At 61.3% G+C, this 15,108-nt stretch carries 17 protein-coding genes and 1 tRNA gene; 9 read left to right on the top strand and 9 right to left on the bottom strand.

Annotated elements, in window-relative coordinates; all coding sequences use genetic code 11:
* Positions 1-16 precede the first annotated feature (16 nt).
* From AC4HIX_RS00415 to AC4HIX_RS00430, 4 genes are all read left to right on the top strand, one after another.
* Entirely contained in the window at positions 17-598 is a 582-nt protein-coding gene (locus AC4HIX_RS00415) for an outer membrane protein (protein WP_490397429.1), read from the top strand.
* A 301-nt stretch (positions 599-899) separates the two neighbouring features.
* Positions 900-2,282 (top strand): cysteine--tRNA ligase, encoded by a 1,383-nt coding sequence (gene cysS, locus AC4HIX_RS00420; protein WP_490397430.1) that lies wholly within the window; start codon positions 900-902, stop codon positions 2,280-2,282.
* Positions 2,282-3,916 carry a citramalate synthase gene (cimA, locus tag AC4HIX_RS00425; RefSeq protein ID WP_490397431.1) on the top strand — a complete coding sequence of 545 codons (1,635 nt, stop codon included), beginning with the start codon at positions 2,282-2,284 and terminating at the stop codon, positions 3,914-3,916. Before cysS ends, cimA begins: the two co-directional genes overlap by 1 nt.
* Positions 3,906-4,682: a squalene/phytoene synthase family protein gene (locus tag AC4HIX_RS00430; RefSeq protein WP_490397664.1), complete on the top strand. Its 777-nt coding sequence runs from the start codon at positions 3,906-3,908 to the stop codon at positions 4,680-4,682. Before cimA ends, AC4HIX_RS00430 begins: the two co-directional genes overlap by 11 nt.
* Positions 4,683-4,742: 60 nt before the next feature.
* On the opposite strand, the gene AC4HIX_RS00435 is transcribed toward AC4HIX_RS00430, so the two are convergent.
* The gene (locus AC4HIX_RS00435) at positions 4,743-5,960 is read right to left on the bottom strand and encodes an MFS transporter (protein WP_490397432.1); all 1,218 of its coding nucleotides are present in this window, start codon (positions 5,958-5,960) and stop codon (positions 4,743-4,745) included.
* Between the two features lie 107 nt (positions 5,961-6,067).
* On the opposite strand from AC4HIX_RS00435, the gene AC4HIX_RS00440 reads away from it, so the two are divergent.
* Entirely contained in the window at positions 6,068-6,715 is a 648-nt protein-coding gene (locus AC4HIX_RS00440) for a DNA-3-methyladenine glycosylase family protein (protein WP_475052082.1), read from the top strand.
* Complete coding sequence (locus AC4HIX_RS00445; protein ID WP_475052080.1) at positions 6,712-7,377, top strand: alpha/beta hydrolase; 666 nt, start codon at positions 6,712-6,714, stop codon at positions 7,375-7,377. Before AC4HIX_RS00440 ends, AC4HIX_RS00445 begins: the two co-directional genes overlap by 4 nt.
* A gap of 37 nt (positions 7,378-7,414) precedes the next feature.
* On the opposite strand, the gene AC4HIX_RS00450 is transcribed toward AC4HIX_RS00445, so the two are convergent.
* Together AC4HIX_RS00450 and AC4HIX_RS00455 are read right to left on the bottom strand one after the other, a co-directional pair.
* Positions 7,415-7,837, bottom strand: a complete 423-nt coding sequence (locus tag AC4HIX_RS00450) for a VOC family protein (protein WP_490397433.1) — start codon at positions 7,835-7,837, stop codon at positions 7,415-7,417.
* Positions 7,838-7,850: 13 nt separating this feature from the next.
* The gene (locus tag AC4HIX_RS00455; RefSeq protein ID WP_490397434.1) at positions 7,851-8,504 is read right to left on the bottom strand and encodes a pseudouridine synthase; all 654 of its coding nucleotides are present in this window, start codon (positions 8,502-8,504) and stop codon (positions 7,851-7,853) included.
* Between the two features lie 239 nt (positions 8,505-8,743).
* Here AC4HIX_RS00455 and AC4HIX_RS00460 point away from each other — a divergent pair, with 239 nt between their 5' ends.
* Positions 8,744-9,328 carry an HNH endonuclease gene (locus AC4HIX_RS00460; RefSeq protein WP_027237634.1) on the top strand — a complete coding sequence of 195 codons (585 nt, stop codon included), beginning with the start codon at positions 8,744-8,746 and terminating at the stop codon, positions 9,326-9,328.
* 197 nt (positions 9,329-9,525) lie between these two features.
* Here the strand turns inward: AC4HIX_RS00460 and ocd are convergent, their stop codons facing one another.
* Genes ocd through rocF form a run of 3 tightly spaced genes read right to left on the bottom strand, consistent with a single transcriptional unit; the run spans position 9,526 to position 12,421 of the window.
* Positions 9,526-10,572: an ornithine cyclodeaminase gene (ocd, locus tag AC4HIX_RS00465; protein WP_490397435.1), complete on the bottom strand. Its 1,047-nt coding sequence runs from the start codon at positions 10,570-10,572 to the stop codon at positions 9,526-9,528.
* Positions 10,569-11,498 carry a citrulline utilization hydrolase CtlX gene (gene ctlX, locus AC4HIX_RS00470; RefSeq protein ID WP_490397436.1) on the bottom strand — a complete coding sequence of 310 codons (930 nt, stop codon included), beginning with the start codon at positions 11,496-11,498 and terminating at the stop codon, positions 10,569-10,571. Before ctlX ends, ocd begins: the two co-directional genes overlap by 4 nt.
* Positions 11,495-12,421, bottom strand: coding sequence for an arginase (gene rocF / locus AC4HIX_RS00475; protein WP_490397437.1), 927 nt, complete (start codon positions 12,419-12,421; stop codon positions 11,495-11,497). Before rocF ends, ctlX begins: the two co-directional genes overlap by 4 nt.
* 112 nt (positions 12,422-12,533) lie before the next feature.
* On the opposite strand from rocF, the gene AC4HIX_RS00480 reads away from it, so the two are divergent.
* A complete protein-coding gene (locus AC4HIX_RS00480) occupies positions 12,534-12,959 on the top strand; it encodes an Lrp/AsnC family transcriptional regulator (protein WP_490397438.1) in 426 nt (141 codons plus the stop codon).
* Between the two features lie 58 nt (positions 12,960-13,017).
* On the opposite strand, the gene AC4HIX_RS00485 is transcribed toward AC4HIX_RS00480, so the two are convergent.
* Both AC4HIX_RS00485 and AC4HIX_RS00490 read right to left on the bottom strand, forming a co-directional pair.
* The gene (locus tag AC4HIX_RS00485) at positions 13,018-13,485 is read right to left on the bottom strand and encodes a disulfide bond formation protein B (RefSeq protein ID WP_490397439.1); all 468 of its coding nucleotides are present in this window, start codon (positions 13,483-13,485) and stop codon (positions 13,018-13,020) included.
* A gap of 2 nt (positions 13,486-13,487) precedes the next feature.
* Positions 13,488-14,066 carry a YqaA family protein gene (locus AC4HIX_RS00490; protein WP_475053138.1) on the bottom strand — a complete coding sequence of 193 codons (579 nt, stop codon included), beginning with the start codon at positions 14,064-14,066 and terminating at the stop codon, positions 13,488-13,490.
* Between the two features lie 164 nt (positions 14,067-14,230).
* On the opposite strand from AC4HIX_RS00490, the gene AC4HIX_RS00495 reads away from it, so the two are divergent.
* Positions 14,231-14,316, top strand: a tRNA-Leu gene (locus tag AC4HIX_RS00495).
* A 116-nt stretch (positions 14,317-14,432) separates the two neighbouring features.
* Here AC4HIX_RS00495 and AC4HIX_RS00500 read toward each other — a convergent pair.
* Positions 14,433-15,098, bottom strand: coding sequence for a class II aldolase/adducin family protein (locus tag AC4HIX_RS00500; RefSeq protein WP_490397440.1), 666 nt, complete (start codon positions 15,096-15,098; stop codon positions 14,433-14,435).
* Positions 15,099-15,108 lie beyond the last annotated feature (10 nt).

The raw sequence follows: 15,108 nt of genomic DNA on the forward strand, positions 1-15,108 counted from the left end.
AAAAGGAGAAGTCTGAATGACTCGTTTCGTAGCTATGACAGCCATCGCAGCCGTAATGGGCAGTGCAGCATTTGCCGGTAACATCAGTGAACCGGTGGTCGAGCCGGCACCGGCACCGGCACCCGTACCGGTGGCCAATGATGGCGGCGACTGGACTGGTTTCTACCTGGGTGGCCAGATCGGCCAGCTGGATGTGGACGCAACCAACGGTGCGTCGGGTGATGATGCCGCATACGGTATCCACGCCGGCTACAACCATGACTTTGGCCGCTTCGTGCTGGGCGGCGAACTGGATTATGACACCACTGACGTGGACCTGGGCGGTGGCGCAACCGTTGACTCGGTTGCTCGTGCCAAGGTGAAAGCCGGTTACGACTTCGGCAACGTTCTGGCCTATGTCACCGGCGGTGTGGCTGAGGCCGACAGCTCGCTGGGCAGCGAAACCGGTGAGTTCTACGGCGTTGGCCTGACTTATCAGGTGACCGACCAGTGGCAGATCGGCGGCGAAGTGCTGGAGCATGAGTTCGACGACTTCGGCAACTCCGGCGTTGGCGCGGATGCCACCTCGGTATCGCTGCGCGCGTCGTTCAAATTCTAAGCTGACGCCAAAGCGGGCGCAGCACTCACCTGTTCCGCTGCGCCGCTGGCCGCCCGGTCTGTACCCAAGGCAGACGGGGCGGCCTTTGCTTTTTGAAGCAAAAGCCTTGGCGGGGGTGCCGGCCCGTGCTAAGCAACCCTCATGAACCATAAATGCACCGCCATCATCTGCTGCATTACCTGCTGACATATCAGCGGGCTGGTTTCTGTCGTTTTCATTTCCTTGACAAGTTGCTAAGCCCGCGCTGCGCGCAAAGGGTGATGTCGGCCGATTTGAGCTGGGCATGGGAAAGGAACCGGGCATGAGAACCAAGGACATAGTGATCAAGCTGCACAATACGAAGACCCGCAAGAAAGAGGTCTTTGAGCCGATCGACGCCAGCAACGTGCGGATGTATGTCTGCGGCCCCACGGTGTATGACCGGGCGCATCTGGGCAATGCTCGACCTGTGGTGGTCTTTGACGTTCTGTTCCGGCTGCTACGTGAAGTTTATGGCGCGGATCAAGTGACTTATGCCCGGAACTTCACCGACGTCGACGACAAGATCAACGCCCGTGCCGCCGAAAGTGGCCGCGCGATCGGCGATATCACAGCAGAAACCACCCAGTGGTTCCTGGACGATATGGGCGAGCTCGGCGCGCTGGAACCCAACCACATGCCGCGGGCGACTGAGTACATTCCGCAGATGGTGGCGATGATCGAGGAGCTGATCACCAAGGGCCACGCCTATGCTGCGGAAGGCCATGTGCTGTTTGCTGTCGATAGTTGGAAAGAACTTTACGGCAAGCTGTCAGGCCGGTCTGTTGATGACATGATCGCCGGCGCCCGTGTGGAGGTGGCGCCTTACAAGAAGAACCCGATGGATTTCGTGCTGTGGAAACCCTCCACCGGCGATCTGCCAGGCTGGGAAAGCCCCTGGGGCCGCGGGCGGCCGGGCTGGCACATCGAATGCTCGGCGATGTCCTATGAGCTGCTGGGCGAGACGTTTGATATCCACGGCGGCGGCAACGACCTGATGTTCCCGCATCACGAGAATGAAATTGCGCAAAGCTGCTGCGCCCATCCGGAGGGTGAGTTTGCACGATTCTGGCTGCACAACGAGATGCTGCAGGTGGAAGGCAAGAAGATGTCCAAATCACTGGGTAACTTTTTCACTGTGCGCGATCTGCTGGACCAAGGCTATCCAGGCGAGGTAATCCGGCTGGTGTTCCTGCAGACCCATTACCGCAAGCCGATGGACTGGACCGACAAGAAGGCCAAGGAGGCCGAGGCGACGCTGCGCAAGTGGCGGGCGCTGACCGCGGGCATCGAACCCGCGTCCAGCGCTGCTGCCGTGGTCCTGGAAGCACTGGCGGATGACCTTAATTCCGCAGGCGCGATTGCAGAGCTGCACAAGCTGGCAGCGGATGGCGATGCGGCGGGGCTGCTGGCCTCCGCCCGGTTGCTGGGGCTGCTGACCGATGAGATGGGCGCTTGGGCCTCCGCGCCCCCCATTGATCTTTCCTCCTTTGAAGAAAAACTGTTCGAAACGCGCCAGAAGGCTTTGGAAAGCAAAGATTTTTCCGAAGTTGACAGGCTTAAGGCGGCCTTTGTTGAGGCAGGGCTTGAGGTGCGGATGAGCAAGACCGGCGTGGAACTGGTGCCGGGTGCGGGGTTTGACCCGGACAAGCTGGGGGCGCTTTGATGGGCAAGGAACGGCTCTACCTTTACGACACGACCCTGCGGGACGGGCAGCAGACCCAGGGCGTGCAGTTCTCGACTGCGGAAAAAAAGCAGATCGCCCAGGCGCTGGACGGCCTGGGGGTCGATTACATCGAAGGCGGCTGGCCGGGTGCAAACCCGACCGATAGCGCCTTTTTCGGGGAGGCTCCGGAAACCCGCGCCACCATGACCGCCTTTGGCATGACCAAGCGGGCCGGGCGGTCCGCGGAAAATGACGATGTGCTGGCAGCGGTCATGAACGCGGGCACACCCGCCGTCTGTCTGGTCGGCAAAAGCCACGACTACCACGTGACCCATGCGCTGGGGATCACGCTGGAGGAGAACCTCGAGAATATCCGTGCCTCGGTCGCCCATATCGTGGCGCAGGGGCGCGAGGCGCTGTTTGACGCCGAGCATTTTTTTGACGGCTACAAGGATAATCCGGAGTACGCGCTGGCGGCCTGCCGCGCCGCGCTGGAGGCCGGGGCGCGCTGGGTGGTGCTGTGCGATACCAACGGCGGCGCGCTGCCGGCAGAGGTGAGCCGCATTGTTGCGGAGGTTGTTGCCGCCGGAATTCCAGGTGAGAAACTGGGGATACATACCCATAACGACACGGAAAATGCTGTTGCCTGCTCGCTAGCGGCGGTGGATGCCGGGGCGCGTCAGATCCAGGGCACACTGAACGGTCTGGGGGAGCGCTGCGGCAATGCCAACCTGACCGCGCTGATCCCGACTCTGCTGCTGAAGGAGCCCTATGCCAGCCAGTTCGACACCGGCGTGAGCCTAAAGGCGCTTAAGGGTCTTACCCGGATCAGCCGGATGCTGGATGATATCCTGAACCGGGTTCCGGTGCGGCAGGCGGCCTATGTGGGCGCTTCGGCCTTTGCCCATAAGGCGGGGCTGCATGCCAGCGCGATCCTCAAGGATCCGTCGACCTATGAGCACATCGAGCCAGGCAAGGTCGGCAATGCGCGGGTCATCCCGATGTCTAATCAGGCCGGGCAGTCGAACCTGCGCAAGCGTTTGACCGACGCGGGCTTGAGCGTAGAAACTGGCAACCCGGCGCTGGCGCGGATCCTGGAGCGGATCAAGGAGCGCGAGGCGGAAGGCTATTCCTACGATACCGCGCAGGCCTCGTTCGAACTGCTGGCGCGCGATGAGCTGGACCAATTGCCTGACTTCTTTGAGGTGAAGCGCTACAAGGTCACGGTCGAGCGGCGCAAGAACAAGTACAATCGGATGGTCAGCCTCTCCGAGGCAGTTGTGGTGGTGAAGGTCGACGGCGAAAAACGCTTGTCAGTCAGTGAGTCTCTGGACGAAACCGGCAGCGACCGCGGCCCGGTGAACGCGTTGGCACGGGCGCTGATCAAGGATCTGGGGCGCTACTCCGCCCAGCTGGAGGATATGCGGCTGGTCGACTTCAAGGTGCGGATCACTCAGGGCGGCACCGAAGCTGTGACCCGTGTCATCATCGACAGCGAAGATAGTCAGGGCCGCCGGTGGTCCACTGTTGGGGTCAGCCCGAACATCATCGACGCCTCGTTCGAGGCGCTGCTGGATGCGATCCGCTGGAAATTGGCGCATGACTGCGGGGCCGGGCAGGCGGATGCAGTTTGACGACGACCTGACAGCCTGCGCGGAGCTGGTTCAGAAGAGCGACCCGGACCGGTTTCTGGCCACGATGGCCGCACCGGTCCAGGCGCGGCCGCTGCTGTTTGCGCTCTATGCCTTCAATGTCGAACTGGCCCGGGCACCTTGGGCCAGCCAGGAAAGCATGATTGCCGAAATGCGGGTGCAATGGTGGCGCGACGTAGGTGCAGAGATCGCCGAGGGCAAGCCCGTCCGGCGGCACTACGTGGCGACTCCGCTCGCGCGGTTTCTGAATCCGGAACTGGCGGCCTGCGTTGACGGTATGGCGGAGGCGCGGCGCTGGGACATCTACAAGGACCCGTTTGAGGATCAAGCTGTCTTTGACAGCTACATCGACCGCACCAGCGGGTCGCTGATGTGGATGGCGGCGGCGTCTTTGGGGCAGGCGGATGAAGCCGTCGTGCGTGACTTTGCCTATGGCATCGGCGTTGCCAACTGGCTGCGCGCCATTCCGGAGCTGGAGGCCCAGAAACGGATCCCGTTGCTGGACGGAACCTTGGAAGGTGTGCAGGCTTTGGCCCTTAAGGGCTTGGAAAAGATCCAAAACTCTCGGTCAAGCGGCGGGAGGGTTTCGAAGCAGTCGGGTATTGCGCTGCTGGCGGGATGGCAGGCGGAAAGCCTGCTGAAACAGGCCATTCGCCAGCCTGAACGGGTAGCGCAAGGCTCGCTTGGGCAGAGCGAGTTCCGGCGCAGGGCAGGATTGATGTGGCGGGCCGCCTCAGGGCGCTGGTAAAGAAATCGCATCGAAAGAAAAAGGCGCCTCCCGGGGCGCCTTTTTTGGTTTTCAGAGTAGTCAGGCCTCTTTGGGCCGCAACACCAGCCACATCAGCGCGCCGCCTGCCAGCACCAGGAAGGGGGCCATGGCCATGTTCACTGCGCTCCAGCCGTCCGCTGGGTTGCCGCCCGAGCAGTTCATCAGCCCGCCCGACGCCAGCGAGGCCATGGTGACGCCGCCAAAGACCAGCAGGTCGTTCAGGCCCTGCATCCGGCCGCGCTCGTAGCTTTCATGCGCGCCGGCCAGCATTGTCGTGGCGCCGATGAAGCCGAAGTTCCAGCCGATGCCCAAAAGCACCAGCGCGATAAAGAAGTTCTCCAACTCGACCCCTTGCAGGGCAACGGCGCCGGCGCCTGCGAGGATCACCAGACCTGCGGCGACGATCTTTTCCACGCCAAAGCGGGCAATCAGGTGACCTGTAAAGAAGGACGGTACATACATCGCCAGCACATGCCAGGTGACCACATCGGCGGCGTTGCCCTCTGTAAAACCGCAGCCGACCACCGCCAGCGGCGTCGAAGTCATCACCAGGTTCATCAGCGCATAGGAGACCATGGCGCAGATCACTGCAACTGCGATCACGGGCGTCTTCAGCAGCTCCATCCGGCTGCGGCCCTTGGGGCCGTCCTCTGTAGGCGCGGGCGGCTTAGGGATGTCGAGAAACAGGAACAGCGCGGCGCCCAGAACGTTGACTGCAATCACCGCCAAATAGGTGCCTAGAAATGGAATAACAAAGGCTTGGCTGGTGGCCTTCACGATCTGCGGGCCGATGATCGCCGCCGCCAGACCTCCCGCCATGACGTAGGAAATCGCCTTTGGGCGGAAGGCATCGGAGGCGGTATCCGCCGCGGCGAAGCGATAGAACCCATGCGCGCTCATATAGACACCGGTCAGCAGGCTGCCGAGCAGAAAGATGGGGAAGGACCCAAGATACAGCCCGTAAGCGCCGACCAAACCGCCAACAGCGCCAAAGGCGGCCCCGACAAAGAAGCCCGCGCGGCGGCCCCAGCGCTGCATGATGGCAGAGATCGGGGTCGCGGCCAGCATCGAGCCGCCGACAATCAGCGAGATCGGCAGCGTTGCAAAACAGGGGTTCGCCGCCAGCGACTGCCCTGCGAGGCCGCCGATTGTAAAGATCATCGGCATCTGCGCGCCGAGGATCGCCTGCGCCAGCACCAGGATGGCGACGTTTTTCTTGGCGACGGCGTCGCTGGGGGTGGTCATGCTCATAGTCATGTGGGATGCGTAGCGGTGAATATGTTGCGGAGCAAGACAGCGGAATTGGCTTGGCGATCACGCTTTCTTTCAACAGCGGCCAATCAGGGGGTGACGTGGCGTCAGAAGTGCAGACATTTCTCCCAGGCGTGGGCCGGATCATCCAGTGCGATGCCTGCGTGAGCGAAGGTGCCGCGTGGCTGGCGGCGCAGGAAAGCCGTTTTGGCCATGCGCTGGAGCTGACCGGCGCGCTTCCGCTCAGGCGCAGGCCGGACGGCTTTGCGGAACTGCTAAGCGCGATTGTCAGCCAGCAGGTTAGCGTGGCGTCCGCCAATGCGATCTGGAAGCGGATGAAAGACGCAAAGCTCACCGGACCGCGCAAGATATTATGGGCAACGGATGAAGATCTGCGCGCAGCCGGTCTTAGCCGCCAGAAGATCCGCTATGCCCGGGCTTTAGCGGAAGCACGCATTGATTTCAAAGCCTTGCGCGACGCGCCTGATGCAGAAGTGATTGAGACACTGGTCCAGGTTCCAGGGGTCGGCGTCTGGACGGCTGAAATTTATGCGATGTTCTCGCTGGGCCGTGCGGATGTGTTTGCCCATGGCGATCTGGCCTTACAGGAGGCGGCACGGGTGCTGTTTGATCTGCCAGCCCGCCCAAAGGAGCGTGAGATGCGGCAAATGGCCGAAGCCTGGTCGCCGTGGCGGTCGGTTGCGGCGCGTATCCTCTGGGCCTATTACCGGGTGGCGAAGGACAGGGAAGGGATCCGATGACTCGTGTACTGAATGCCGGCCGCAAGGAGCCGGTCTCTGGCGAAATCCGCTCGATTGTGGTGTTCCTGCATGGCTATGGCGCCAATGGGGCCGACCTCTTGGGGCTGGCCGATCCGCTGGGCGAACATCTGCCGGATACGCTGTTTGTCGCCCCCGACGCGCCCGAGGCCTGCGCCGGCGCGCCCTTTGGGTTCCAGTGGTTCCCGATCCCCTGGATCGATGGCTCCTCGGAAGAGGAAAGCATGCGCGGGATGCAGGCGGCGGTCGAGGACCTGAACGCCTTCCTTGATGCGCTGATGGTCGACGAGGATGTGCTGCCGGAGCAGGTGGTGCTGTTCGGGTTCAGCCAGGGGACCATGATGAGCCTGCATGTGGCGCCGCGCCGGGAGGACCCAGTGTCGGGTATAGTAGCCTTTTCCGGCCGGTTGCTGGCACCGGAGTTACTGAAGGACGAAGCGGTCTCCAAGATGCCGGTGCTGCTGGTGCATGGCGACCAGGATGACGTGGTGCCGGTGCAGTCTTTGCCGGAAGCCGCCGAAGCCCTGCAAGAAGCGGGGTTCCAGGACGTTTTTGCTCATATCCAGAAAGGCACCGCCCACGGCATCGCGCCGGACGGGCTGAGCGTGGCGCTTGCATTTATGCGCGACAAGCTTGGTCTCTAATTTTTTTAAATAACTGGCCTTCCAATTCTTCGGGAGGTCAGGGTGCCCACAAGTGCGGTTCGGCAATTTCAAGGGAATTACCGGCCGGGTCGCGGAAGTAGATGGACCGGGCGCCGCTCGGCCAGTCGAATTCCGCCTCAATCGCAATGCCTGCCGCCAGCAGCCGGGCGCGCATCAGGAGCAGTTCCTCTCTCGGCTGCGAAAAACACACGTGACCCGGCCCGACGGCGCCATGCGGCGGCACTGGCAACCTTGGGTTTCCGGGTGGTTTCCCCGTTTCCTCAGCGTTGAACAGCAGCAGGACTGAGGCGCCGCAGCGGAAGAAAACATGGCGTTTGGCGACCCGCTGGATACGCTCCAATCCCAAGATTTCACCATAGAAACCTTCGGCTGCGTCGAGGTCGTCCACGTACAGCGACGCTTCGAGAATGGCATTAGGGGCAGGGGCGTGCGGCAGCATAGCTTTAAGGCTATCAGCGGCGGCGGGGCCTGTCACCTTTTGCAGGCCCCGCGGCCGATGCCTTGGGTCTGCGCGGCGGCTTCTGCGAGGGTTTCGGCGGGCCGGGAATGCGGGGCGGTTCCAGGTCCGACCAAGCGCCCTGCGCCAGCCCGTCCAGGGTCCAGGCGCCGATACTGTAGCGGATCAGGCGCAGAGTGGGATGCCCAACCGCGGCTGTCATCCGGCGCACCTGCCGGTTGCGGCCTTCGCGAATGGTTAGCGCGATCCAGCTGTCGGGGACGGTCTTGCGTTCCCGGACCGGCGGGGTGCGGGCCCAGAGGCCCGGCGGTTCCGGGATCATCCGAGCCTTGGCCGGCAGGGTTATTCCGTCTTTGAGTTCAACACCTTCTGCCAGGTTCTTCAGGGCCTGCTGATCCGGGATACCCTCCACCTGCACCCAATAGGTCTTGTCCATCTTGTGCTTGGGGTCGGTAATCCAGGCTTGCAAACGGCCGTTGTCTGTCAGCAGCATCAGTCCTTCGCTGTCGCGGTCCAGGCGGCCGGCTGCGTAGACACCCGGGCAGTCGATATATTTGCTCAGTGTCGCGCGCGGGCTGTCCTGGCTGCCGCGGTCGGTGAACTGAGGCAGCACATCGTAAGGTTTGTTGAAACGAATGAGACGGGTCATGGCACGGCAATATGCGGGCGGTGGCCGCAGGGCAAGAGGCGAAGAAGCCGTGGGTGTTGGGCGCCTGTGGATAAGTGTCACCGTGCTGTCACGGAATCAGCGCAGGTTACTCCCGACATATTGTGGATCATCAGGGCTTGTCAGGCGCTAACCACGATATATAGTCAAAGTCAGGCTGGGGCGGGTTCCCCGCTCTGGTTCCGCAACACGGAAGATCAGGGCGAGGAAGACGTTCAAAAATGGATGGCGATTTCAGAGCAGAGTTTGTCAGATCTCCGGGCGCGCTCAAGCAGCACCCGGCGCTGGTACTGAACGCGGATTACCGGCCACTCTCCTATTATCCTTTGTCTTTGTGGACCTGGCAGGATGCCGTCAAAGCGGCCTGGCTGGACCGGGTGGCCATCGTGGCCGAATACGACGAGGTGGTGCACAGTCCGAGCACCGAGATCCGAATACCGTCTGTGGTGGTTCTGAAAGATTATGTAAAACCTCAAAAGCGCGTGGCCTTCACGCGCTTTAATTTGTTTTTGCGGGATGAATTCCGCTGCCAGTACTGCGGCAGCAAGGGAGAACTGACTTTCGACCATGTGGTGCCGCGTGCGGCGGGCGGTGTGACAAGTTGGGAGAACGTCGTCGCGGCCTGCAGCCCCTGCAATTTGAAAAAAGGGTCCAAGTCGCTGCACCGGGCCGGCATGTCCCTGCGCAAGCCGCCGCGGCGGCCTGGCGCGGAGGAGTTGCGCAATACCGGGCGCAAGTTTCCGCCTAACCACCTGCATGAAAGCTGGATGGACTTTCTGTACTGGGATACTGAGCTGGACGCTTAAAGTAAGCTATCCAATATGTTGGAAAATAAGGGTTCCGGCCTCTTTGTCGGATCGTCTGCTCCCCGTGGGGCAACTGCTCAGATCCCCATGAACAGTGCTACCGAAGCCGCTGGGTGCTGCAAACGGACAAGGAGGCCGGAGGTGCCGGCGGCCTCAGTTCAGCGGGCCGCCTTTGCATGGTGTAAGGGGGTGGCGTGTCAGGGCTTGGCGCGCTGAAGCATACCGAACAGATCGCGCGGATCGTCCGGGTCGGCCAGCATGTCCAGGTCGATGAAGTAATCGGTGCCCTTTATACGGTCGCGGATGTAGCGCAGCGCCGAGAAGTCCTCGATCGCAAAACCGACGCTGTCGAACAGGGTGATTTGACGGTCTCCGGTGCGTCCCTGCTTCTTGCCCGCAATCACTTCCCATAGTTCGGTCACGGCGAAGTCTTCCGGCATCTGCTGGATTTCGCCCTCAATCCGGGTTTGCGGCGGATATTCGACAAAGACATCGGAGCGGTTGAGGATTCCGGGTGCCAGTTCGGTCTTGCCGGGGCAGTCACCGCCGATTGCATTGATGTGAACGCCGCTGCCGACCATGTTGTCGGTCAGGATGGTCGCATACTGCTTGTCCGCGGTGCAGGTGGTGAGGATCTGCGCGCCTTCGATCGCCTCCTCTGGTGTTTTGCAGGCGACAACTTCCATCCCCAGCCCTTGCAGGTTGCGGGCGCATTTTTCGGTCGCGGCTGGGTCGTTGTCATATAAACGCACGGATTTCAAACCGATGATTGCCTTCATCGCCAGCGTCTGGAACTCCGACTGGGCGCCGTTGCCGATCATGGCCATCGTTGTTGACCCCTTGGGCGCCAGATACTTGGCGGCCATTGCTGACGTGGCTGCAGTCCGCAGCGCGGTCAGCATTGTCATCTCTGTCAGCAGCACCGGATAGCCAGTGTAGACATCCGCCAGGAGGCCAAAGGCGGTGACGGTCTGCAGCCCTTCGGAGGTGTTCTTGGGGTGACCGTTCACGTACTTGAAGCCGTAGGCCTCGCCATCCGAGGTCGGCATCAGCTCGATCACGCCAACGTCCGAATGGCTGGCAACGCGCGGGGTTTTGTCGAACAGCTCCCAGCGCTTGAAGTCTTCTTCCACATATTCGGCCAGATCGCGCATCATCTGCTCGATGCCGACGTGATGAATGAGGCGCATCATGTTGTCGACGCTGACAAAAGGTACCAGCGCCTTGTCCGAGGGCTGTGTCATGCGGTTTTCCTTTCACGGGGGCTGAGGTGGATGCCTGCCAGCATGCAGCGTACCGACCCGCCTGCGGTTTCGATGGTGGGGATGGTCAGCGGCAGCGGCTCCGCGCTCTGTTCGATGACCGAAATCTGATCCGGGCGCAGCGCGTCCAATGCCTTGGCCGAGAGAGCCAGAAGGCGTTTGCGTCCAGTGAGTTCCAGGGCGTTGCCGGCAAAACTGGCGATCTGCCCGGGCGTTAGGTCGATGACCCGGCGGCCGGTTTCTTCCAGCCGCGCGGCAACTTCGGCGCGGCGGGCGGGGTCCACAATCATGTCCAGGCAGATCAGCGCGTATTTAGTGCCGATCCCCATCAGAACATTGGTGTGATAGACGTCGCGGCCTGCATCATCTTTGGCTTCGAACACCATGGGTTCAAAGTTGAAATGGGTGCAGAATCGTTCCAGCAGAACCGGATCGGCGCGGTTGGATTTCACCGTGTAGGCGATGCGGCCGATATGGTCGAGCACCATCGCGCCGGTGCCTTCCAGCGAAAGCCCGTCCTGCTCCAAGCCGGAGTAGTCGATCACGTCCTGAACCCGGTACTCCCGTTTCAGCAGTTCGATCACATCCCAGCGGCGCTCCTTGCGGCGGTTTTCGGCAAACATCGGGTAGACCGCGACATGGCCGCCTGCGTGGGTGGAAAACCAGTTGTTGGGAAACACACTGTCCGGGGTTTCGGTGCCGGTGTCATCAAACACATGCACCGCAACGCCCGCGCCGCGCAGCGCTTTGACGGCGCCGTCGAATTCCGCCAGAGCCTGAGCCGAGGTAACCTCGGCCGACGTGTTTGCCAATGTCTGGAAGGCGTTATCGCCTTTGGTTTCAGGGTTCGAGCAGAAGTGATGCGGCCGGATCATCACGACCGCAGAGGGGGCTTGCAGGCTGGTCACTGGTAGCTCCGGGTCGGGCGGTCAAAGACGCGGCGGCCGAGGGCGGAGGCACAGAGATCCACCATCAGATGCGCGGTCCGGCCGCGCTCATCCAGGAACGGATTCAGCTCCACCAGATCCAGCGAGGTCATCAGGCCGGAATCATGCAGGATTTCGCAAACCAGATGCGCCTCGCGCACGGTCGCGCCGCCGGGGACGGTCGTGCCGACGGCCGGGGCAACCGAGGGGTCGAGGAAGTCCACGTCGAGAGAGACGTGCAACATGCCATTGGCCTCTGCGACCTGATCGAGGAACCGGTTCAGCGGACCGGCAATGCCGTTTTCATCAATATGGCGCATGTCGTGGGTGCGGATGGCGCTGTCTTCCAGCGCGAGCCGCTCCTGTGTGTCCACTGATCGCAGGCCGATCATGCAGACATTCTCTTCCGGTACCGGGTTCAGGACTTCAGGAAAATCGTCGAACCCCCTGCGTCCGGTGAAATATCCGACTGGCGTTCCATGCAGGTTGCCGCTGTCAGAGGTTTCCGGCGTGTGGAAATCTGTATGCGCGTCCAGCCACAGCACAAACAGCGGCCGGCCTGCCTTGGCAGCAAAATTGGCGGCGCCAGCCACCGATCCCAGCGACAGCGAGTGATCGCCGCCGAGAAAAACCGGCAAGCCGCACTCAAGCGCATCTTCCGCGGCCTGAGCGAGGCGCGATGTCCAGCCGATGGTTTCATTGCGGGCGTAGACAAGCCCGTCATTGGTGTCGGCGGCGTGTGTCTCGGGAGACAAGTTGCCGAGATCTTCCACTGTGTGCCCGAGACTTTCCAGGGCGGTGGCAATTCCGGCAGTGCGGTAGGCGTCCGGGCCCATCAGACAGCCGGCACGGCGCTTGCCGCTGTCGACCGGGGCTCCAATCAGGATGCAATGTTGTGAAGTCACGGTTTTGCTCTCTCAAAAAGTCAGCTTTCCATCTATAAACTTCCGAAATGCGATGGAATCCAGCAAGCAATTTGGTCATATTGGTTGCTGATTGTTCGATTTGGAGTGAAGTATGGACAGAACGGATGAGCGCCTGATCTCTGCGCTGCGTCACAACGCAAGGGCGTCGCTGTCGGATTTGGCGCTGGAGCTGAACCTGTCGCGCACTACGGTACGGGCCAGGATAGAGCGGCTGCAGGCCCGCGGGGACATTCTGGGGTTCACTGTTGTGTTAAAGGAAGATGTGCTGCGGGATCCGGTGCGCGGCCTGATGATGATCGGTATCGAGGGCCGTGGAACCAGCCGGATCACCCGGCAGCTGCAGGGGCTGCCGGAAGTGAGGGCGATTCACACCACCAATGGACGCTGGGATTTGATTGTTGAACTTGGCACTGAAACTTTGGAGACACTGGACGCAGCTCTTGCCAAGATCCGAACCTTCGAAGGGGTGGTGAGCAGTGAAACCAATCTGCTACTAGCCACCAAAAAGGACACGTGATCCTGAAGCATATAACGCTGCCAGCGGGTTAGCGGCCGCAGTTTAGCTTTCCAGCAGGTTAACCCTGCTTGCGGATATAGTTGGCGGCGGCAATCCAAAGCAGTGCGAGGCCAAGGGAGGCAATTGCATTCCAACTGGCCATTGACAGCGAGAACAGCTCCCATGGCACGTCGTCGCAGCGCACCAGCGGTGCGGCCATGATCTGCTCCATCAGCTGATCGGGGGACAGTCCGCCGATCGGGCCGGAGGTGCAGGTGGAAGGACCTTCCCACCAGCCGCGTTCAACCCCGGTATGAAACACGCCGACGCCTGCGGTGGTCAGCGCTGCCAGCGCCCCAAGATATGGCAGAGTGGCACCGGGAATGATCAGCGCCAGAATGCCGATACCGGCTGCGGCGGCATGAGGGTAGCGCTGCCAGTAGCACAGATTGCAGGGTGGCATTTCGCCGATGTACTGAAAGGCCAGCGCTCCAACCAGGAGAGCTGCAGAGCCTGCGGCGGCAATGACGATCAAAAACCGGTGCATGATCAGATGAACCTCACCATCAGGAAGCCGCCGAACAGCACCACCATGAAGGCCGAGAAAACCAGCCCCAAGCGGCGTTCAATGAAGTCGCGGACCGGGGCCCCGAACTGCCAGAGCAGAGCGGCGACAATGAAAAAACGCAGTGCACGGGCAAGGATAGAGGTGGCAATGAAAGTACTGAGCGGCATTCCGGTCCAGCCCGACATGATGGTGATCACCTTGTAGGGGAACGGCGTGATGCCTGCGCCCAGAACCGCCCAGAAGCCAAAGTCGTTGAAGCGGGTGTTGAACTCCGCCATGGCATCGCCTTTGCCCATCGCCTCCAGAACCGGTTGCCCGATGCTGTCATAAAAGAATGCTCCGATGGCATATCCAAGCATACCGCCCGCCACAGAGGCCACCAAAGCCACCAGCGCGACCAGCCAGGCGCGCGACGGGCGCGCCAGGATCATCGGTATCATCAGCACGTCTGGGGGAATTGGAAAAACAGAGCTTTCCACAAAGGCGACGGCAGCCAGGCACCAAAGCGCCTTGGGGTGATCGGCCAAGGCCATCGTCCGGTCATATAGCGGTTTCAGCATGCTGCGCCCTGCGTTCTCAACGGCGTTTGCAGAGGGAGGTCGCATGTGCGCCGGCCTCCGTCAACCTTTGCTGCGGATGAATTTGCAACGGGATGTGATTTCGGCGCAGAGGTGCCGTTTTGCCTCTGGACGTTGGCGGCAGGCTTGGCTAGGAACGGTGCGTGGCCCAAGTGGCGGAATGGTAGACGCAGGGGATTCAAAATCCCCCGATGGCAACATCGTGAGAGTTCGAGTCTCTCCTTGGGCACCACAGATTTCCGTGAACTATCAAATACATCGGAAACGAATCTGAGCCAAAAAGCTGGCACGGAAAGGATTGCCTGCGACTGGCGGCTTACTCCGGTTACGCTTTGCATCAGTGCAAAATCAGCGGCTGTCCTTCAGGCCGTAATCAGCGAAAGCTGCGATCACGTCCGCCATCTCATCCTCGCTCAGGATATGCGGCTTGCCCAAGGCGAGACTGGTCGTATAACCCTTTGCAAGTGTTTCAAGTTCCACCATCCGCCAAAGCGCGCGGGGAAGGCTCTCACCCGTTGTCACCGCGCCGTGATTGGCCATCAGGCAAGCGCTGCGGTGCTGCAGAGACCGGATTATATTCTCTGACAATTTGCGGCTGCCGAACAAGGCGTAGTCCGCCACCGGCACGTCGCTACCGCCAAAGGCCGCAACCATGTAGTGACAGGCGGGGATCGACTGCCGGTTCATAGCCAGCGCGCTGCAATAAACAGGATGGGCATGGACAACCGCGTTGACGGCAGACTTGGCCTGCAGGATCGCCAGGTGAAACGGCCACTCGGTGGAGGGTTTGAGCTGCCCCTCTGGCGGGGCGCTGCCGTCCAGCGGCATCCGGACCAGATCCGCAGGTGTCATTTTCTCGTAAGGCACGCCAGATGGGGTGATCAGCATGTGATCACCCGCCCGAACGGAGATATTGCCTGACGTGCCCTGATTGGTACCCGAGGCATTCATCTCAAGGCAGGCGTCAATCACCGCCTGCCGCAATTCTGCGCTGTCCTGATAGGGAGGCTTCATGTCTGGCGCC

The organism is Leisingera sp., from assembly GCF_982940295.1.